This is a genomic window from Gardnerella sp. KA00288, from assembly GCF_049244085.1.
Taxonomy (GTDB): Bacteria; Actinomycetota; Actinomycetes; order Actinomycetales; family Bifidobacteriaceae; genus Bifidobacterium; species Bifidobacterium greenwoodii.
Genome location: NZ_CP058373.1, coordinates 1,192,845 through 1,213,191, shown reverse-complemented (window position 1 = coordinate 1,213,191; position 20,347 = coordinate 1,192,845). Strand labels below are relative to the sequence as shown.

The 20,347-nt window shown below is 46.3% G+C and carries 9 protein-coding genes and 1 pseudogene; 6 read left to right on the top strand and 4 right to left on the bottom strand.

Annotated elements, in window-relative coordinates:
• Window positions 1-18: 18 nt before the first annotated feature.
• The 4 genes and pseudogenes from HXT52_RS04615 to HXT52_RS04600 all read left to right on the top strand — a co-directional run bounded on the left by HXT52_RS04615 (window position 19) and on the right by HXT52_RS04600 (window position 13,055).
• Window positions 19-9,605, top strand: a pseudogene (locus HXT52_RS04615) (hypothetical protein).
• A 190-nt stretch (window positions 9,606-9,795) separates the two neighbouring features.
• The gene (gene thiD, locus HXT52_RS04610) at window positions 9,796-10,773 is read left to right on the top strand and encodes a bifunctional hydroxymethylpyrimidine kinase/phosphomethylpyrimidine kinase (protein ID WP_421775823.1); all 978 of its coding nucleotides are present in this window, start codon (window positions 9,796-9,798) and stop codon (window positions 10,771-10,773) included.
• 397 nt (window positions 10,774-11,170) lie between these two features.
• Window positions 11,171-12,520 (top strand): hypothetical protein, encoded by a 1,350-nt coding sequence (locus tag HXT52_RS04605; protein ID WP_421775822.1) that lies wholly within the window; start codon window positions 11,171-11,173, stop codon window positions 12,518-12,520.
• 181 nt (window positions 12,521-12,701) lie between these two features.
• Window positions 12,702-13,055: a hypothetical protein gene (locus HXT52_RS04600; protein ID WP_019260755.1), complete on the top strand. Its 354-nt coding sequence runs from the start codon at window positions 12,702-12,704 to the stop codon at window positions 13,053-13,055.
• 220 nt (window positions 13,056-13,275) lie between these two features.
• On the opposite strand, the gene HXT52_RS04595 is transcribed toward HXT52_RS04600, so the two are convergent.
• The 4 genes from HXT52_RS04595 to mvk all read right to left on the bottom strand — a co-directional run bounded on the left by HXT52_RS04595 (window position 13,276) and on the right by mvk (window position 16,467).
• Entirely contained in the window at window positions 13,276-13,731 is a 456-nt protein-coding gene (locus tag HXT52_RS04595; protein ID WP_375169069.1) for a hypothetical protein, read from the bottom strand.
• A gap of 431 nt (window positions 13,732-14,162) precedes the next feature.
• Window positions 14,163-14,426, bottom strand: a complete 264-nt coding sequence (locus HXT52_RS04590) for a Txe/YoeB family addiction module toxin (RefSeq protein ID WP_019260757.1) — start codon at window positions 14,424-14,426, stop codon at window positions 14,163-14,165.
• Between the two features lie 17 nt (window positions 14,427-14,443).
• Window positions 14,444-14,719 (bottom strand): type II toxin-antitoxin system RelB/DinJ family antitoxin, encoded by a 276-nt coding sequence (locus HXT52_RS04585; protein WP_019260758.1) that lies wholly within the window; start codon window positions 14,717-14,719, stop codon window positions 14,444-14,446.
• Window positions 14,720-15,360: 641 nt separating this feature from the next.
• Window positions 15,361-16,467 (bottom strand): mevalonate kinase, encoded by a 1,107-nt coding sequence (mvk, locus tag HXT52_RS04580; RefSeq protein ID WP_019260761.1) that lies wholly within the window; start codon window positions 16,465-16,467, stop codon window positions 15,361-15,363.
• 314 nt (window positions 16,468-16,781) lie between these two features.
• Between mvk and mvaD the strand changes: the two genes are divergently transcribed.
• Both mvaD and fni read left to right on the top strand, forming a co-directional pair.
• A complete protein-coding gene (mvaD, locus tag HXT52_RS04575) occupies window positions 16,782-17,909 on the top strand; it encodes a diphosphomevalonate decarboxylase (protein ID WP_421775821.1) in 1,128 nt (375 codons plus the stop codon).
• Window positions 17,906-20,284 carry a type 2 isopentenyl-diphosphate Delta-isomerase gene (gene fni, locus HXT52_RS04570; RefSeq protein WP_421775820.1) on the top strand — a complete coding sequence of 793 codons (2,379 nt, stop codon included), beginning with the start codon at window positions 17,906-17,908 and terminating at the stop codon, window positions 20,282-20,284. The genes mvaD and fni overlap by 4 nt, the downstream gene beginning before the upstream one ends.
• The last annotated feature ends 63 nt before the right edge of the window (window positions 20,285-20,347 follow it).

The window sequence follows — 20,347 nt, the reverse complement described above, 5'->3', positions numbered from 1 at the left end:
TGTAAAACAGGTGGAATTATGAAGAGTATTTGGACGATTATGCTAAACGTTCTTGTTCGCATAGGTCAGTTGACCCAGTGCGCAACTCGTGCGGCTGTTCGTGCGGCTAAGCGCGCGGATCAGCATGTGTATCGTGCGCTCGTTAGCGCTTTCCCTAGTGCGCTTAAGACAGTGCTGGTGTGCGCTATTTCTGTGGCTATGTGGCTGCCTGTTTGCTTGACTGCTGAAACTGCGGTTGCGGCGGATGGTGCTAATTCATCTTCTGAGACTTCCGCTAATACTGCTAACGAGGCTTCTAACAAAGCTGCTAACAATACTTCCGCAAATACTTCCGTAAATACTTCCGCAAGTCCAGATTCTCATTCTGGTTCTGAGTCGGTTTCTAATTCCGCCGATTCCGCTAATTCCGCCGCCTCTGCATCCTATCAATCGTTCTCCTCGTCTTCATACGCGTCCTCTGACCTTTCCTCATTACAGAGTTTCGGCAATCATCGAGTATTTGTAAACGAAAGCAATCCGTTCGCGCAAGATTTAAGCTTTGCAAGCGCAGATTCAAATTCCGCTTCTCAAAACATGTCACCTCTTGAGCGCGCTGCCAAAGAAGCTCAAGCCCAAGCACAAAACCGCGACGCTAATAATTACACAGCTCGTGAATCTTACGAAGTGTATCGCCCTGGATGCAACAAGGATTACGCTTTAGGTGCATGTATTACTACTGACGGCGACGGAGCTGGTTTGCGCGCCACTAACGGCCACGATTTGGATGTTAATAGTCTTGGATACAACTTGGAATCGGGTGACCAATTTGCTAGTGCAGCAACGAGACCTCGCGGCCACTACGAGAACGGTCCTGTGCCTGAAGATCCTTCCGGCACGGATCATTACGGCGCAACTTACTTCACTCCATACCCTAAGGGCACTTTTATTATGGGCCGTTTACGCAACATGGCCTTTAATTATAAGGGTTCCGGCGTCGACAGAATTAACTTGCCTATAGATGACACTGCAGATTTCGTGTTTGTAAAGCGTACTCCTAAGCTTTCCGGCGGCGGCTTCGTGTGGGATGTTATTTTTAACGCTGGCGGCCGTACTCAAGGCGCTGGTGCTGCTCTTGATTACTTTACGATTCCAAAAGGTCAGATCCTAGACAAGGGTAGTGAAGGCGGAAGGCAGTATATTCAGCGTGTTCTTTACAGTGGCAGGGAAGCTACTGCTTTGTATAAGAAGAAGCAAGGCAACAATAATCCTCCTCGCGAAACCTGCTCATTTTCTTGGGATAATCCTAACGGTTTATGCAGCATTAAAACTGACGGTAACGATTTTGATACTGGAGACGATTTAGTTGCAGCTTGGAATAAGATGCGTGGCACTGACGACAGTAAGAATGGCAATTATTCTAGGATTCTTCCGGATGCTGTAACAACTGAGGATTTGGGTAGTACTGAAGCTATTGGTTGGTGCCGTGATGGCACAGGTTTGGACTGCATTAGATCCAGTAGCTATGGTGCTTTGGATGAAGGCGATCTTAGAGTTGTTCCTAAAGTTGAAGGAAGCTATAGCAGAGGTTATAGTCCTGCTTATGTTGCTCTTGTGCAAAATCTTTATAGATCTATAAAAGATGACACGCAGCGCGTATTTAGTTTTGTGAACAATATTAAGTCTGGCGAAATTGCTTATACGTATAAGATTCACTTCACTACTACAACTTCTACGAATAAAAACGACGCATATTGCACTGCTAACAAGGGCGATGGCACGGGTTGTGAAAACTTTTCATTCTTCTACGCTGCAGGATCTTACTACGGTAAGAGACAGAGCAAAGGTTTTTATGGTGCTACTGATCCGTTTGGTGTTACTAAAGCCAGTAAATATTCCATGACTAATTTTGGTCGTGACGCTAACTTCTACATGTACACTGTAATGCATCAGCAGTGGTATGGTGCGCCGCGAATTATGGATATTCAGGCTCCTAGATACCACTTCCTTAAGGGTACTGGTTTGGGACCGTACAACAGTGACAGCGGTAATTATCTTAGGAACAGGCTTATTTCATTCTCTAGTGTGTTACTTGGAATAGTAAATCAGCCTTTGGGATCTTCAAGTCTTATGAACGAGAGTGAAGATATACGCTTATTGCCTGATTATTATTCTCCAAATAACGGCTATGCTAGAGGCAATCAGTGGTTCCGTAATCCTGGTATGAACGACCATAATACGAAGGATTCAACTCCTGGAAGGCATAAGCTTGAGCTTAGATATAACGATAGAACGTATCATATGAGCGAAACTCAGGATTTGTGGTATAGGGTTATTACGCAAGCAGACGTGTTTAAGCCTTTGCAAACTGAGGAATATGACGAAAATAACAAGACTCCTAAGTATTATTCTTACGATCAGCCGCTTCCTAATCCTCTTATTATTGATGATCGTGATAATAATGCTGGATTTGTGAATTTTGTTGGTAAACGTTCCGACTTGTATAAGCAGGTAATGGCTTTCGACCCTAACTTGTTCCCGCCTGTTAATAAGGATGAGTATGGTACAAGGCATAGGTATGGTTCCATAAAACAGAAGAAGGGTTCAAAGGCAAACAATTATCCGCTTGATGCGAGCTATTTGACTAGTAATCCGGATGGAGATTCTAATACTCCTCTTAAGAATCTTGCTGTTTATAAAGCTGAGTGGACGGATAAGTGGGGTGATGAGCCTCGCTCGAATACTCTTCAGGATGCTGATTTAAGCGTTGCTGCTAAAGTGCCTATTGTCAGCGTTGTAAATCCTTGCGGCCATTCTAAGATTCTTGACGAATACAAGGATAAAATTACCGGTCAGTCTAGGTCTTCTATTCAATTTAGATCCGTAGATAGTGACGATGCTTCCGCTGCAAACAACGATCGTGCAGCTATGGGTGAGGATCGTGAAGACAGCATGTCTGAATGCTGGCCTAAAGCGCAAAATGCTACTAAGCGTAATGTTTGGTTTGTAAGTAACGCTCCTAGACTGGTGATGACGGTAAGGAGTTGAAGCCGGGCGATCCTGTAAAGCAAGAATTGCAGACGAAAGTCTTGGATAAAATCAAGCGTATTTACAGAAACTGGATGCGAAACAAGTATAGTGCTCAGTTGCAGGATGGCAAGGATCCTAAAGTTTTGCCAAATTACGTGTTTGTAAAGTACGTAAAGATTACGTTCTGGGATAATTCGACTACTGTTATACCTGTTGTATTCCCGTACGTTGATTACGAGAAGCCAACGTTGGATGTAAAAGTGAGCGTGAATAATGGGGATCCTGTTGATGTTCCAGCTGATGGTTTGAAGATTCCTGTTAATAGCAAAATTAAGTTCTGGGTTAAAGGTCATGACGATAAGAGGATTTTGCTTGGTGTGAAGCCGAAGGAAGCTACTGACTACTTTACTAACGATAAAAATAAGAGATTCTTTGATGGTAAAAAAGTCGTTGTGCGCAATGATTTCGATATGATTACGACTAATCGTGATAGGAAGAATGATTGTGATAATCGTGGTTGCGGCGATTTTACTACTATAAGCTACGATCAGTTCATTCATAAAAATGGTGAATCTGATAGTCCGACGGATCAAGTTGGATGGGTTATTAACAGCAATAATTCTAAAGATGATGGTTCTCCTACAGTATTAGTGGGCGATCAGAATAGAAATCATGGTGTGCATGATTTGATATTCCACGGTTGGGATGCTGCAGGTAATTCCGTAATAAAGAAACTTAGGCTGATTATTGTATCTCCTGGTTACGGTTTGCCAAACGTTTGGTGGGATAAGAAGCCGAATGGGCATTATGTTGGGCGAGTGAATCCTTGGGATGAAGATAAGCGCGTGCGTTCGATTATGGTACGCATTTGGGCGCGCGGTAAGGAAGCTCCTAAGAAGGATCATAACTACTTTACGATGTGCCCGAATGATGGCAGCTGCTACGGCATTGTTATTCAGCGAGACGGTAATAAGAAGACTGATCTTTGGCATCAGGTTAATACGTATAACCACAATAATGATGCTGCAAGACCGGATGGGTCTAGAGCTGCTGAGGATAGGTCTGCTGAAGATAGGTCTGCTTTAGAGGACAGAGACGCGGCTGGCGATAAGGCAGCTGATGGCAAGTCGGCTGATGGCAAGGATAAAGATAAATCTAAAGCTGACGATAAGAATAAAGCTGGTGATAAGGCGAAAGTTGACAACAAGGCTAAAGCTGATAACGAAAAGACTGAAAATGCTAAACCTGGGGAGAACTCTACCCAAAATCAGCAGGGTAAGCAGGAACAAGGTCAGCAGCAGAAGTCGCAGAAGTCAGAAAATAAGCAGCAGGAGCAGCAGACTAATAAGTCTCAAACTAGCAACAAGCCTGCTTCTTTGAAGATTACTAAAGTGACTAAGAAGAATGCTAAGAAGCGCAATGTTCCGGGAAGGCGCGGTAGCGTAAAGCTTGCAGTTCTAAACGAAAGCGATTCTTCTAAGAAAGAAAATACACAAAAATCTGAAGTAAATAACGGTAGCAAGCAGAGTGATGCTGCTAAAACGTCCGAAAATGGTAGCGCAAGCAAGGATGACAAAGGCAGTAAAGATAGCAAGTCTTCCGATAAAAATGACTCCAAGAACGCTGAAGATTCTAAAGATGCTAAGTTGGAAGAATCTAAGGGTCAGGATCGAGATGCTGAAGGCGAAGATCGTTCTGTTGGAATGAATAACGATCAATGGCGTGAAGAATTTAGTAAGCGCATTATTACAGCAAATCTTGGAGACCATATCAAGGGTTGCACAGCTAACGGCGGCGACAGGTGCGAAATAACTTTTGATCCTGTAACTGGAAATATTGCGATTCCGGAATACTTTGCGGAAATTGGTTCCAGAATTTACGTAGACACTTACTCTGTGCCGGAAAATAATCCAGATTGGCGTCAAGATAAACTTTGGAAGCTTATGGAGCCAGGCAATCTTCAGGATTACGAAGAGTCCGACCCGCTTCCGCTCGATATTGCGTGGCCAAACGGCTTAGTGCAAGTGAACCCGTTTGAGCTTAATAATAACGAAATCGTGGCAATGCTTTCTTGGATGAGGCATGATAAGCGGAACGAGCGAATCTTCGGCTACCGCAAGGAAGAAATTGGCGTTAAAGGTGAAAATAAGTACGATACTTATGACCAATACGATAACGGTTTTAATCCTGCAAAAACTACAGCAAAGTATGCTTATGGTGAGAATAAGCCTCAATACTCATGCCAGTCGAAGACGGATCAGCAGTGGAAGCTGTGCTTAGGTGGTGTTACTGGTATTGGCAAGCTAGGAGAAATTTCCGAAAAGAAGTATGCCGAAAAGAAGCTTTCTTTCAAAAAGTTGGAAGCTGATGACGAGACTACGCTTAACCCGATTGACCATAAGGTGACGCGCTTCGTTGATATGCGTAAGGACTATACGTGGGGATTAGTAGACAACAACAAGAAAAGTGTTGACGGGCGAAATGACCCTGGATTTGACGGGCCGCAAAACGGCTTGCATGGAAATCAAAAGTTTGGCACGCAATACTTTGTGTACAAGTGGAACATAAACTCATACCGCAAGGGCGGCAATGGTAAGCCGTTAAACCTTCAGGATGTGCTAAAGCTTGTAAAAGGTACGCCTAGTATCAATACGAAAGATGAAAATAATCCGCAGCCTTCTCTAACTCCTATGAGCGCGGCGGATAATAAGCAATTTGACGCATGGAATGGTTCGTACCCTATGGCAGTCGATAATGGATTAGGTTACGCTGTGCACGATGGTACATGTGCTGCATCTATTGCTTCTCATAAAGGTGTTGCGCAAGAAGGTACGTGCCAGTGGCGAAATAAGCTTAATTTAGTTAAGTACACGCCTAAAGAATTTATTATGGATCGTTCTTCATTCTCTTACAATGCTTCTGTAAATATGAAGAACGGAAGTGAAGTACATATTACAGATAGGCTTATTGAAAATAAGGGTAGTCAGCATGCTGGTGAAGATAAGTATGTTAGTGAATATGCTATTCACAAGGACTTCCTTATGCCTGGCGGTGAAGATCTGAACGGTCAAGCGGATGGCGAAAATATTGGCGACATTATAACTAAGAATATTGATGTTGACACTATGAACGACTACGACGCGTACGGTGAAGGTACTTCGAAGCCTGAGGGATACGCAAATAACAGGCCGTTTATGCATGCGCAACTTTATGTGAATAATGGTCAGGTTACGAACGATCTTCTGCTTCGTGATCCTGGTAAGACGCCAGATAACACAACGAACGTGATAAACGTGTGGTTTATGCCGGTTGATAATGAGAAGCCGACTATTAGTGCGAAGAGTTATCAGGAGTGGGACGGTAAGCCGTGGGATATTCACGGAAGATGCATGATTAACGGCGATGTGAATAACTGCAATACAATTGATGATGATGTTATTACTCTTGATAAGAAAATTTATGAAAATAATACGAAAGCTTGGTATGAAGCTGATAAGGCTACGATTAATTTGCCTTCAGCGTTAAAGCTAGACGATGATTTCAATGAGTACGAACCAGGCAAAGGTGATCGCAAGTGGGTGCAAGGCCGTGGTTTTAATAGGAAATACGTTACTTTATACCCGAATAGTATAAACAGTAAAGTGCTGGTTAATAATCTGAATGTGTATATTCAAGCGAATAATATTCAGGATTCTAGTGGTAAAACTTCTAGTCCAATGCTGAAGTTTGTTAGTAACGGCGTTACGAATAAACATTTGCTTAGAAGGTTTGTTGAAAAATACAGAAGCACAGATTTAGACAATCCAAGTGTAAATAAGCAAACTGTATTTACAATGTATGCTGAAACTACAGATAGTGCTGGAAAGCAAAGTGCAAAAACTGTTGTTGGATGCTTTAAGGCTACGTGGACAGACATGGTGAAACCATCTGTTGTTGCGTACGATGGTAAAAGTGATGAATTTGCAAAGTATGATAGCTGGCTCAGCAAAGATGGTTCTTCACAAAATCGCGATTATAAAGTTGTAGTTAAATCAGGCTATGGAGCTAAAAGAATGGTAGTTTACTATCACCCTGCTTCAGAGCTTGAAAAGCCTGTTGCTGTTAATGGTCTTTTTGGATCTGCTACAAGTTCAAATGAACCTGACGTAGAAACCAGCATTGGTAAAACAATTTCCGTGTGCTGGGATAAATCGTGGAGTGTATGCGCTGGTACTTCCAAGCCGAATGAAGTAACGCTTAATCAAGATGATAAGGGTAATGCTGTTATAACATTCCCTAGTGGTTACCTAGCTCCAGGAAGCGTGGTTCGAGCACGCAGCCGTCTTGAAGTTGGCCCATGGACGTATATGCCTGGTGTTAGAAGCCCTGAAGATCTTTCCGATGATTCGCCTAATAGGGACGGAAATAAGACTGCAAGAAGCGGCGGAAGTAATCGAAGCGGCGGAAATAGCAGAAACAGCGGAAATACGCGTGCTGCAAAAGGTAAAAATGCAAAAGGTCGCGCTGCAAAAGATAAAAACTCCTACAAAGACGACGCTAGTTCAGAAGATACTCTTGACGTGCTGCCAATGGCTTACGCAAAAGAAAAGCCTAGCGAAGTATGCCGTCCGGATTACTGGAGCGCAGACAACTGGTCTGGTTTGAAGAAGCCGTCCGACTGCGTGTACTTCGGTGTTACTATGAAGCGTCAAATAGTGCAAATACACCCGATGCTTCTAAGTGGTCACGAGGAGCGCGCAATACGAATGGATTTGCGCAGCGAAAACAACTTTGCGGGCGAACCAAAGAAGGGAATTTGGCTTCAAAACGATAGCGAAATCGTTACGAATGAGGATCCAAGGCTAGATCCTGGTAGAACTATGGTGACTTTTAGGAAGTATGACTATAATGCTATGGACGATGACCATAAGCCTTTGAATCTTCCTGACTATGGTGATCGTCAAGTAGGAAAGATACAAGACGTTGCTGTTATGACTCGAGGCTGGAGAAGCCGCGTACTTGTGCCAAATCCGAGAGAAAATAAGATTACGCGATTTGTGCGATTGCGTGCACCTCAAAACGTAGATAGTGAGCATGGTGGTGATAGTAACGGTGCTGCAGACTACTTATCTGATGCGCCTACTAGCTTCGACGAAACTAAGGGCGATAAGGCTCTGCGCGTAGATGGTCGTCCGTATGATCCAGGATTTGTTCTTTCGCAAGATAAGAAGTCTCTTCTGTATCTGTACAATGCTTCAACTAAGCGCAACTTTACGCTTAATGATTTGCAATCTGCGTTGAAGCTTAAGCGTAACAGTACTTTGCACCCAGAAAACGAGTGTGGAAACTATGTTGATGGAAGTGATTGGGCGTTTGCTGATTGCCAGCCATCCTTGCTTCCAGAAGTAAGAGGTAGCGATAAGGTTGATGGCGAGCACAATCGAAACGGCTTCAGCTTTGATGGGAGTACGCACTTCTATACGTATAATCCATCTGAAGACCATAGGTCTGGTGCTAACGGCGCTGATAACGACAATGGTGGTGCTGCTAAAGAAACTTGGTATGTAAACGTCATAGATATGATTTCAAAGGGCGGTACCGGCGGTGGATATTCTATTCCTAATAGCTCTGGCGTAACGTCTGAGAGTAGTAATACTGGTCTTTCGCTTACCAACTTCGCTAGGATTGGCGCATGGGGTAGGTCTGGCGCAATCAACAGTAGCTTAATCGGCCATAAGATTCTTAAGAATCCAGATAATGGCTTATCGATTATTATGACATATGGCGATAGCTGGGTTGGTGATACTCATAAAACGCGAGGTAAAGACGGCGGCTGGAATAACGATGCCAATTACGAATTTGTAATGCCTGTGTATCTGATTCCTGTAGATAACGAGAAGCCAACAGTTGCAGCAACTGCAGGATCGCTTCTAAGTGGGCACACAGATGCTAAGAATCCTTACGTTGTAGCAATGGATGAGAAGGACTACTCTAAGCTCACGGTTAAGGGTAATCCTGTGGAATACAAGGACGGAAAAGTTTCGAAGTCGGAAAGCAAGGAGAGTGGAAAGACTCTGTTTGCGGATGTCCACGACGATTACGACAGATTTGGCGATCTCAGCAACCTTAACTTGGTTGCATGCAAAGTCAATAAGCTTGGCGGCGCAACTGATTTTAATAGCTGCACGTCAATAATGGGCAAAGATGGCGCTGTGGATACTGCGGCGTTCAAGAAGCTAAAAACTGACGGCAGTGGAGTTGAATACGCTTTGTACGGACACGCAAAAGATAAGTCCGATAATGAGAGCGACGGCTTTGGTGAAAATGGTAGCAGAGGCCACTTAGTCGGATACTTTAGCTTCGGATACTTGGTGCGTCCGGTCGCGCTGCCTTACAGCGGCGGTCAGGCTGCAATATGGTTCAGCTTCTTGTTCGGCGTGCTTCTTGCGCTGGCTATTTCCACCGGCGCGTTCGGAAGGCGCGGATGGCTTGGATCGGTGCTTAGCGGCAACGGATTCGGCGCGTTAACCGACAGCAAGCATTGCGACGCTTCTGCGGAAGCGCTTCGAAGCGGAAAGCTGTTCAAGTTAAACTTCAAGTTCAAGTGGCTTCGGCTGTGATGAATAGGTGTGCGCGACGACCTGCTTGAGCGCAGCACAGCGCGCGCGAAAGCAACTCGGAGCGGAAACTCGCTTAGGTTGGAAGTCCAGTGGACTTCCAACGCGAGTTTCGTAAGCGAGCGCTTATAGCGCGAGCGTTGCAGTGGGTGTAAGTACACATTTGCGCGCGGCTGCGCAATATAATAAAAGTATGACGCTAGTATCAAGCAAACAGCATGACGAGCAGCCTGCCCAGCATGCACAATCTCATACGCAGCAATCAAATCCAATCATCCCGCGCGTTTTAAGCGTGGCCGGCACAGACCCAACGGGCGGAGCCGGCATTCAGGCGGATCTTAAATCAATCATGGCGGCAGGCGGCTACGGCATGTGCATACCAACTAATTTGGTTGCACAAAACACGTGCGAAGTGCGCGAAGTGTTTACGCCGCCGGTCAGCTTTTTCCGCACTCAACTTTCGTGCGTGTACGACGACGTTACGGTTGACGCGCTAAAAATCGGTATGCTTGGCTGCGCTGAATATATTGAGGCTATGGGCGATTGGATGCGTGATAATCCGGTTCCTGTAAGCGTGCTAGATCCTGTGATGATATCGACTTCCGGAAAGCGTTTGCTTGAGGCGAGTGCCGAAAATGCGATGCGCAAGTTTATAAGCTGCGTTGATGTTGTGACGCCAAACGTGCCGGAATTGGCGGCTTTGAGCGAGTCGAGCGTTGCGGAAAATTTTGAGGAAGCTTGCAATCAGGCGCGTGAGTTGGCTGCAAAAAATAGCGTTGTTGTGATTGTAAAAGGTGGTCACTTAACTGGCGAAGACGTTGGAAATACTGCGGTTTTTCCGGATGGATACGCGCAACACGTAACAAGCGAGCGTGTTGAAACAAGCACAACTCACGGAACTGGCTGCTCGCTTTCTTCCGCACTCGCTACGAAAATTGGGCTTGCTTTGCGTGAAGGAAAGAATTTGAGCGATCATGATACTGTGATGCGCGCGCTTGAATGGTCAACGGCGTGGCTTCGAGAGGCGATTGCGGCCGGAAGTGTGTTGCATGTTGGTCGCGGAAGTGAGGGCGGCGACGAGCGCGGGGGTGAGCGCGTGGGTGTGCGTGGGCATGGGTGCGGCCACGGGCCTGTGAACCACTCCGTGCGAATATTGCAGCAAACTGTTTGAATGCAGCAAGATGTGTGCGGCTGTGTGCGGCTGTGTTAATGCGGGCTGTGCCTGTAAAAGCGCGTGATTCTTTCGCAATAAAGCGAACCTTAAAGAAACCTGAGAAAAGTATTAAAAAGTTCTGGTTACGGCGTGTCTTGTAACTTTTACACAAAATCCATATAAAAGCCGTAAATATTTCGCCTTTTTAACGCAAAAACAGAAAATATATCAAAAATTCGCTGCATTTGGGGGTATAAAAGTTGAACACAGGTGTTGAGTTTTCTGAGAGTATGCTGTAAGTTATAACTCAGCTACCGGTGAAATCCCTAGTTCCACCGGTGCGCGCGGGAAACCGCAAATGGCAAATTTTTCTTCGCATACCCTAGTGCGAAGGAGAAGAAGAAAGGAAAATATTATGTTGAACAAGAAGGCTATCGCCGCACTCGCTGCTGGCGCCACACTTCTTTCCGGTATGGCATTCGCCGCTCCAGCTTTCGCTGCTGAGCCTGCTAAGAAGCCAACTGCTGAACAGTGCAAGAAAGCTCAGGACGATGTTAATGATGCCAAGGCTGCTTTGCAGGATGCAAAGGATGATCTTGTTACCGCTAATGCTGCTAAGCGTCGTGCTCATGTTAAGCTTGACAAGGCTACAGCTCTTGTGAATACTTATAAGACTACTCTTAAGGCTTATAAGGATGCTAAGGCTGCAGAGGCTGGTTTGACTGATGCTAAGTTAGCTGATGCTCAGGCAAAGACTGCTCACGCTAAAGAAGCTTTCGATGCGGCTGCTAAGGCTGCAGAAGCTAATGGTGATTTAACTCTTGGTGCTGCTAAGGCTGTTGAAGCAGCAACTGCTGATGATTACAAGGGTAAGCTCACTGCTCTCGATACCAAGAATGTTGATGAAGAAGCTCAGAAGAAAGAGGATGCAGTATCTGCAGCCCAGGATAAGCTCGATCTTGCTAAGATTCATTTGACGAATCTTGGTTGCGAGGCTAAGTCAGAGGATCCAAAGGATCCAAAGGATCCAAAGGATCCAAAGGATCCAAAGGATCCAAAGGAGCCACAGGGCAAGGATGTTCAGCACACTCTCATCGACAAGGTTCGTTTTGCTAAGATGATGCTTGACGACGCTGATGATGCTTTGGCTCACGCAAAGGCAACTCTTAAGGATAAGACCGCTGCTCTTGCTGCTGCTACTGCAGAACTTAAGGCTCGTACCAACGATCTTGACAACGCTAAGTTGCGTCTTAACGAATTCTTGGCTTCTGGTGTAAACGATTCTGCTACCCAGACTCGTTTGAGTGACGCTGTGGATCGCGCCGAAGCTCACGTACTTCGTGCAACCGCTGCTTTTGCTAAGGCTAATGCTGAGTATAATGATGCTTTGACCAAGGCTTTTGCTGCAGTTGACGCTTACAACAAGGCTTTGCTTGACTACAAGGCTGTTTACAACGAGGCTATTGCCAACGGTGTAAACCCAGCTTTGCTCCCACCAGTTGTAACTTCTGACCCATTGTCCAAGAACTTCCCACAGGTTCCAGGCGCTAAGGCTCTCTACGACTCCGCTTTGAGCGGCAAGTTCGGCCAGGAAGTCAAGAAGATTCTTGAGGAAACTTCTTCTAAGAAGGCTGATGCTAAGAAGGCTGATGCTAAGAAGTCTGCTGCTCCATTGGCTAAGACCGGTGCTGCTGTAGCTTTGGCTGCTGTTGCTGCTTCCGTGCTTGCTGGTATGGGTGCTGCTCTTCGCAAGATCCGCCACTAAGCTGAGGCTAGTTCGGCACTGAATTAGTTGATTCGGCGTTGAACTAACTTAAGTAAACTTGCTGGGGGATAATTTCCTTCGGCAAGTATGCTAAGCTTTCGGGGACTGATTCGTCAGTCCCCGATTTTGTATATATGTATATATAAATAAAAACACAAAACATAAAATAATCGAGTTAACGATGCCTACTAAACAAAATAATGGAAAAAAGAGTAAGTTTAATCCAAAATCATATAAGATTGGAGACTACTGTATTGCAATAGCCACAGCGGTAATTGTTATTGGGTTAGCGATTTATGAAAGTCTCTTCCTACATAAAAACATTAGCCTTGATTCAATTATTACTTGTTTTATTAGTGCATTGTTGACAATTTTCAAGTGGCATTATGATAGAAAAATCATCGAACTAAATTGTAAAACCGAGTATAAATACGATGATAAAGAAACAGCATTTAAATTGATTAAATCCACTTTGGAAGGTTCGTTTATAGTGTTTGCCTTCGCTTGTGCGTGCTTTGGATATCTTAAGATATAAGAAAATCATTTTGCGTTAATAAAGAATGCCGGGAGAAGTACTCTCGGCATTCTTTGTATAACAGTTATTGTATGTATTCCCAATTTATGAAGTTTTAATCCAAAAAAAGACGTGTGGCGTAAAACCAACGATTTCACACCACACGTCAAAGTATGTTATTAAACGGCGCAAATTAAACAACTTACACCTTTTAACTTTTCAATTATTCATTAGTTACGCATTAATGGCGGAACTTGCGAAGAGCAACACCCAAGCCTGCAATAGCAGAAGCAGCAACAGCAACCAAAGCTACTGCAGCACCGGTCTTAGGAAGCCTCTTGGTCTTAGTGTACTTAGGAGCTGGAGTGGCTGGAGTATCGAACTTTCCAGACAAAGCTTCGTCGTAAAGTGGGGTAGTTCCTGGCTCGTAAACTACAGTGCCCAAATGATTCATGTATGTGCGAGTCTTTGGATTTGCAACTAAAGCAGCTGGAGCATCAGGCTGCTGAGCTGGAGCAGGAGCAGGAGCTGGAGCTGGATCTGCAAAAGCTTCAGAACTTGTAGCAGAATCGTAGCTCAATGGATCAGCAGTATTCAATGGCGAAGTAGCATCAGCCATTGCTGGGGTTGCAAAAGCAAAACCAGAAATTAAAGTGACGCCAGCAGCGAATGCGGCAATGGTCTTTTTAGTCAACATTTGTAGACCTTCAATCTCTTTTATCTGATTCCCACGCAAAAGTTAGGGCTAACGCGTAGAAGACAGATACCAATATTTAGAACCTAAAACTGGAATAGGACGGTCAAAAATTTAACCGAAGTAAACCTATTTCAGGCTACAAAAACTTAGCCTACACCAATTCTTTGCAAATCAAAAGTTTTTCTAGAAAAAATCACTAAATAAAAGATGTTTTGTAGCAATAAGACACTACTGACAGTGTAGGTAGGACCTGACGAAGAAAGGCATAAACTACTCGCGCGCGCTTGGATGGTTGTGGCTGGTTTGGCGCTCCAAACGTGCGCAACTTTTCCGTCATTTGTTGTCGTTTTGGTCGGAATCTGTCTGGAAAGCGGCATAAACTACTCACGCGCGTGCTGTTTTGGTCGGGTTTGCGCGCTTGTGTATTCGCGTTATTTATCGTCGTAGTGGCCTCTGCAGGCGTAGATTATAATCGTTTCATCTGTAAATGAGTAAACGATTCTATCCTTATCGTTTACTCGTCTACTCCAGTAACCGGAATAGTTTCCTTTAAGTGGTTCGGGTTTACCTTTTCCGTCGATTGGATTTCGCATAATCTCTTTAATAATATTGTTAAGCTTTTTACGAGTCTTGTTATCGCTTTCCCAATAGAGATAGTCGTTCCAGGCGTCTGGAGTCCAAGCAATTTTTCTCATTGTTTGAATCCTCAGGCTTAATCCATTATTAGATTGTGCTCTTCGAGTTTGATGGTGCCATTTCTCACGCCGTCAATCTGCGATTTCAAATATGCTTGATTTGACGGTTCATAAAACGGGTCTAGCGAAAAATCTAACGGTATCCTCTTTTCGCGACCGATCGTTTTAATGAATACGTTCAGCGCGGCGCTCATAGAGATTCCGAGCTCCTTGCAAACTCGTTCTGCGTTGAGTTTGTCTTCTTTCTTTGCTCGAAAGTTCACGTTTACTATATCTGTTGTTGCTGTAGTCATGCGTTATTCCTACTCTTATTCAAATTCTTATGGCGAATTCTGTGCTTTTTGATTATCTGATTACATAATAATTATATACAATGTAACGTAAATGTAATTAATTATGCAAGCAATTGTTGATGATTTTATTGCGCGACGACTACTTGAGCGCTGCGATTTAGCACGCGATGACTTGCTTTCTGCGCGAGTGTCTCATTCTGCCCATTTTGGGACACTGGTGCAGATGAGTTACTGCGTTATTGTCTATGTTTGGTTGTTTTCGGACATTAGTGCAGATTGCGTACTGCGTTAGGGTCTCATTTTGCTTATTTTGAGACACTGGTGCAGATGGCGCTCGTGCTGATTACGCTCGCGCGCGAAACTCGCGTTGGAAGTCCACTGGACTTCCAACGCGAGTTTCCGCTCCGAATTGCCTTCGCGCGCTAAATCGCAGCGCGAAAGCAGGTCGTCGCGCTGCGCGCGTGTCTGAAGACCGGCGTAGTGAAACATTTGCCGGTAAATTTTCCCGGCATTTGTTGTCGTTTTTGCGGATTTGGGAAACATTTGCCGTGTTTTTTCTACGGCGTTTGTTGTCGGTTTGGCTGATTTTGGAAACATTTGCCGGAAAATTCTACGGCGTTTGTGGTCGGTTTTGCCTCGGCTTATGCCCGCGCACCCAAGTCCACAATCCACGTGCCGCACGCGCCAGCCGCGCGCAAAGCCGCGCTTACTCGCTCGGCCGCAGACTCAGTATCCGCCAGCGCAATCACGCATCCGCCGCCACCGCCGCCAGTAAGCTTCGCGCCCAACGCGCCGTGATCGCACGCAGTCTGCACCAACTCATCAAGCTGAGGCGTGCTCACGCCCAAATCCGCCAAAATCCTGTGCGCGCGCGTCATCCTTGCACCCATATTCGCAGCGCGACCCAACGCCAAATCCTCAGCTGCCTGATTCGCAATCGCCCCCAATTCATCCAGCTGATTTTTAACCGCATCCGGCTTAGCATCCATTCGCGCACGCAAAGCATCAACCGTCACGCGCGTCATGCCTTTGCACCCAGAATCCGCCAAAATAAGCCACGCTCGCATGTTGATTTCCATGCGCGAAAACTCACCGCTGCTAAAATGCACAGGCCACGAAGCCGAAGTTGCAGTGGCATCCAAGCCCGAAGAGCGCCCGTGAGCCACGCGCTCAGCCGATTGCGTGAGCGCAAAAATCTCATCTTCACTTGCGCGAATTTTGTAGTAGTCAAGAATTGCGCGGATTACAGCGCCAGCCGAAGCAGCCGACGAGCCAAGGCCGCGCTCAGGCGGAAAATCAGACTCTGTTGCAACATGCAGCGAATCGCCGACGCGCCCAGAAAACTCGAGTGCCGCGTGAATTGCGGTGCGAACGCTGTTAAAACGCTGCGGAACTTCGGAAAGTTTGCCAGTAAAGTCAAGGCAGGAAAGCGTGATGAGCGAATCGAAATTTTGGGGGATAGAAGTTTCGCAAGTTGCAGTTTCGCTATTTTCGCACGTTTCGCAGCTAGAAGTCTCCCCACCCGCTAAATCGCAGCCAGTCACCGTGGCTCGCATGCGCAAGTTTTTCAGTGGCAGAGCAATCGCAGAATACCCATAAACCACGGAATGCTCGCCGAAAAGAATCACCTTTGCGCAAGTTTCGCCGTAACCCGCGCGCGCACAATTTCCCGACGCTTTAGCATAACTTGACGTCGTCTTAGCGTTGATATTAAGCGCTTTTGACGGTTCGCGTTGCGTTTGCGGCACGACTTCACATCTCCTTTGTGTTCTTGCGATTTAATTTGCGATTCTTGCGATTTAACAATTTTTCTAATTTAGTCGCGTCGACTGCAAAAAACTACGGTATGCGCCTTACGCTTACAACACATTCACATTTGCGGCAGATTTCCAGAGTTTTTTATAGTTTGCGCGTGTTTTAGTGTGTTTGCGTTTGCGCGTGTGTTTTTGCGCGTATGAGCTTTTGCGCCGGCAATTGCTAAAATAGATACTTAGTTCGCTGTGCACGCACCAACGCACCAGCCTCGCAAGCCGCGCCCACCAATTCGCAGCAAAGGAATCGCATGCAAAACGTTGAAATTCAGCCAAAAGTAACGTTTGACTCAAGCCTTGCTCCTAACTCAGCTGTAGCCAAAGCGAATGTGAATATTGCGCTGATTAAGTACTGGGGCAAGCGCGACGAACGGCTGATTTTGCCTTATACTTCCTCGCTTTCGCTCACTCTTTCGGATTTGTACGCAACTACTAGCGTGCATTTTGACGAAAGTCTTTCTGCTGATTTCGTCACTTTGGACGGATCTGCGCTGCCGACGGATGATTCCACGCGTCTTCGCGTAGTTGCAATGCTCGATTTGGTGCGCGAAAAGGCCGGAATTTCAACGAAAGCGAAAGTTGTTTCGCATAATCACGTGCCGATTGCGGCAGGTCTTGCTTCTAGCGCGTCCGGATCTGCGGCTCTTGCAGCTGCCGCGTCTTATGCCGCCGGCTTGGATTTGACTCCGCGCGAACTTTCGCGACTTGCTCGCCGCGGTTCTGGTTCGGCGTGTCGCTCGATTTTTGGCGGATTTGTGCTTTGGAATAAGGGTGAGGATGACGAAACGTCTTATGCTGAGCCGATTGCGGATTTGTTTGCGGAGACTCTTGCTGAGCCTGCTGAGCCTGCGGATAAGCACCTTTCCGCTTCTCTTCCTGCCCCAAAAAATTTGAATCCCGCAATGATTGTCGTCACGCTAGACCGCAGTAAAAAGCCGATTTCAAGCCGAACTGCCATGCGTCGAACTGTTGAAACTTCGCCCGCGTACATGCCTTGGGTTGAGCAGTCGAAGAAGGATCTTGCGCGCGCTCTTGATGCGATTCGCGTTGGCAGTATTGAGCAGCTGGGCGAGGTTATGGAGCAAAATTCGTTGGGAATGCACGAAACTATGCGCAAAGCCAATCCGCCTGTAAATTATTTGACGGATAAAACTTACGCTGTGCTAGATGCTGTGCGCTCTATGCGTGAGTGCGGTTGGCCGGTTTGGGCCACGATGGATGCGGGGCCGAATGTGAAGGTTCTGACGGATGCGGGTTGTGCGGCGCGTGCGGCTGAGGAGTTGCGCGGGCTAGTGGCGGAATCTGCCAAATTTACGATTGCTTTGCCAGGCGACGGCGTAAGCGTAAGTGCGAGTTTGAAACAGGCGGCGAAATTATGACTCAGGTGCAGGCGAGTGCTCCCGGAAAGCTTTATATTGCGGGCGAGTATGCGGTTGTTGATGGTTCGGCGGCGATTGTTGCTGCGGTGAATCGTTATGTAACCGTTAAGGTTGATGATGAAAATTTGCCTACATTATCGCCGGAAAGTCGAAAATATTACGGCGTAATCGTATCTGAAAAAGAAAATTATAAGCCTATTTTTTGGACGCGCTCTTCTAACGGAAGTATTGAAATACTAGGCGACGAAAAATATGCGTATGTGCTCGCCGCAATGCGCGTAATTGACTCTTATGCAAGCGAGTGCTTCGCGCCAAATATGGACCACAAAAGCTACAATTTGCACATTTCCAGCGAACTCGACGACGCAAAATCCGGACGAAAATACGGTCTTGGATCTTCTGCTGCAATAACTGTTGCAACCGTGCGCGCGCTGTGCAAATGGTATGGCTTGAAACCTGATGTGTCAACGATTTGCAAACTTTCGCTGATTGCCTCTTCGATGGTAAAGAAGTCCGGCAGCGGCGGCGATGTGGCTGCGAGCTCTTGTGGCGGCTGGATTTTGTACCGCGCGTACGATCGAGAGTGGCTTGAGTCGGAGCTTGGTTTGATAAAATCCGGCGAATCTGATTTTAGTAAATTATTGCGTAAAAAGTGGCCGCGACTGGAATTTAAACGAATAAATGTGTCGAAAACGCTAAAACTTTTGGTAGGCTGGACCGGTTCGCCGGCTTCTAGCGCGCAGCTGGTAAGTAGCGTAGAAAGTAGCGTAGAAAGTAGCGCTGAAGGCGGCGTAGAAGGCGGCGTAGAAAGTAGCGTAGAAAGCAGTGTTTCTTCCGAAATTGCGCACTCATTTACATACCAAGATTTTTGCGATCAAAGCGAAGTTTGTGTGCAGAAATTGGCGCAATCGCTAGAAAACTTCTCGCTGGAAAAATCTTCGCTAGAAAAATCTTCTCTAAAAGAATCAGAATTAAATAATATTTCCGCTTGTTTTGCACAAAATCGCGAATTATTACAAAAATTAAGCGCGCTTACCGGAACGCTAATCGAAACTCCAAAGCTTACGCGTCTTATTGAAGACGCCATTTTTGCCGGGATTCCAGCGAAAACTAGCGGCGCTGGTGGGGGAGATTGCGCAATTGCGCTTACAACAATTTACGAAAAGAATCGGATTGAAAGTATGAAGTCAGCTTGGGAAAATCACGGAATTATGCCTTTAAATATTGAAGTTGCGCAAATTATTGATGACGGCGAAGATTCGGAAACTTGCGTCGCTAAAGCGTCGGAAAATCAGCCTTCTAAATCAATTCAGAATCGCAAGGATGCGCATCTTGCCCTTGCAGACGCTCAGTATAATCCTCGCGCAAATTCCGGTTTTGACTCCGTGCGTTTTATGCCGAATGCTTTGCCGCAGGTGGCGTTGGACGAAGTTGACTCTAGCGTGCGCGTGTTTGCAGAAGATGCAAGTTGCGCCTGCAGTGCCTCCGCCAACTCAGCCTTCCTTTGGCGCTCGCCGCTGTATATTAACGCAATGACCGGCGGAAGCGCCAATGCGCAAAAAATAAACGCACAACTCGCGCGCGTTGCGGCAAAAACCGGCGTGGCAATCGCAAGCGGATCGCTAAGCGCCGCCCTTCAAAACGACGCGCTATCTGACACTTTTAGCGTGATTCGAAGCGAAAATCCGCGCGGTTTTGTAATGGCGAACGTAAGTGCTGGCACGAGTCAAAGCGATGCTATGCGCGCCGTTGATATGCTGCAGGCAAATGCGCTGCAGGTGCATTTGAACGCGGCTCAGGAGCTTGTGATGCCGGAAGGCGACCGCGATTTTCGAAATTGGCTTAAAAATATTGAGCAGATTGTGCGCTCGTGTGAAAGGGTGAGCGTGCCGGTTGTTGTGAAGGAAACTGGCTGCGGTATGACGGCTCGAGATGTTTTGCGTCTGCGAGATGTTGGCGTGCGCGCGGTTGATGTTTCTGGGCGCGGCGGCACGAATTTTGTGACGATTGAAAACGCTCGTCGCTCGCACGGCGGATACGATTATTTGGCGGATTGGGGGCTTACAACCGTTGAGTCGCTGATTGATATTCGAAAGTGTGAGGCGCTTAAAGCTAATCCTGTGGAAATTTTTGCTAGCGGAGGAGTTAGAACACCGCTTGATGTTGTGCGCGCGCTTGCGTTAGGGGCTTCTGCTGTGGGGGTTGCCGGCGAGTTTTTGCACACGCTTATGCACGAGGGTGAGGACGCACTTACGCAACAAATTTCAGATTGGCAGGAGCAGATTCGCGTTATTATGGCTCTTCTTGGGTGCAAGAGTGTTGCGGACTTGCGAGATAAGACGGAGTTTGTGCATTCGGATTGTCTTGGTAAGTGATATACTTGTGTAGTTGTGCGTTCGGCATGCTTATTTGTTTGTGCTGTTTGCGTAGGCTATTTG

Bases quoted from the DNA above. Each gene is read 5' to 3' on its own strand.
- thiD (WP_421775823.1), top strand. From the start codon at position 9,796: ATGACGCTAGTATCAAGCAAACAGCATGACGAGCAGCCTGCCCAGCAT.
- HXT52_RS04605 (WP_421775822.1), top strand. From the start codon at position 11,171: ATGTTGAACAAGAAGGCTATCGCCGCACTCGCTGCTGGCGCCACACTT.
- HXT52_RS04600 (WP_019260755.1), top strand. From the start codon at position 12,702: ATGCCTACTAAACAAAATAATGGAAAAAAGAGTAAGTTTAATCCAAAA.
- HXT52_RS04595 (WP_375169069.1), bottom strand. From the start codon at position 13,731: ATGTTGACTAAAAAGACCATTGCCGCATTCGCTGCTGGCGTCACTTTA.
- HXT52_RS04590 (WP_019260757.1), bottom strand. From the start codon at position 14,426: ATGAGAAAAATTGCTTGGACTCCAGACGCCTGGAACGACTATCTCTAT.
- HXT52_RS04585 (WP_019260758.1), bottom strand. From the start codon at position 14,719: ATGACTACAGCAACAACAGATATAGTAAACGTGAACTTTCGAGCAAAG.
- mvaD (WP_421775821.1), top strand. From the start codon at position 16,782: ATGCAAAACGTTGAAATTCAGCCAAAAGTAACGTTTGACTCAAGCCTT.
- fni (WP_421775820.1), top strand. From the start codon at position 17,906: ATGACTCAGGTGCAGGCGAGTGCTCCCGGAAAGCTTTATATTGCGGGC.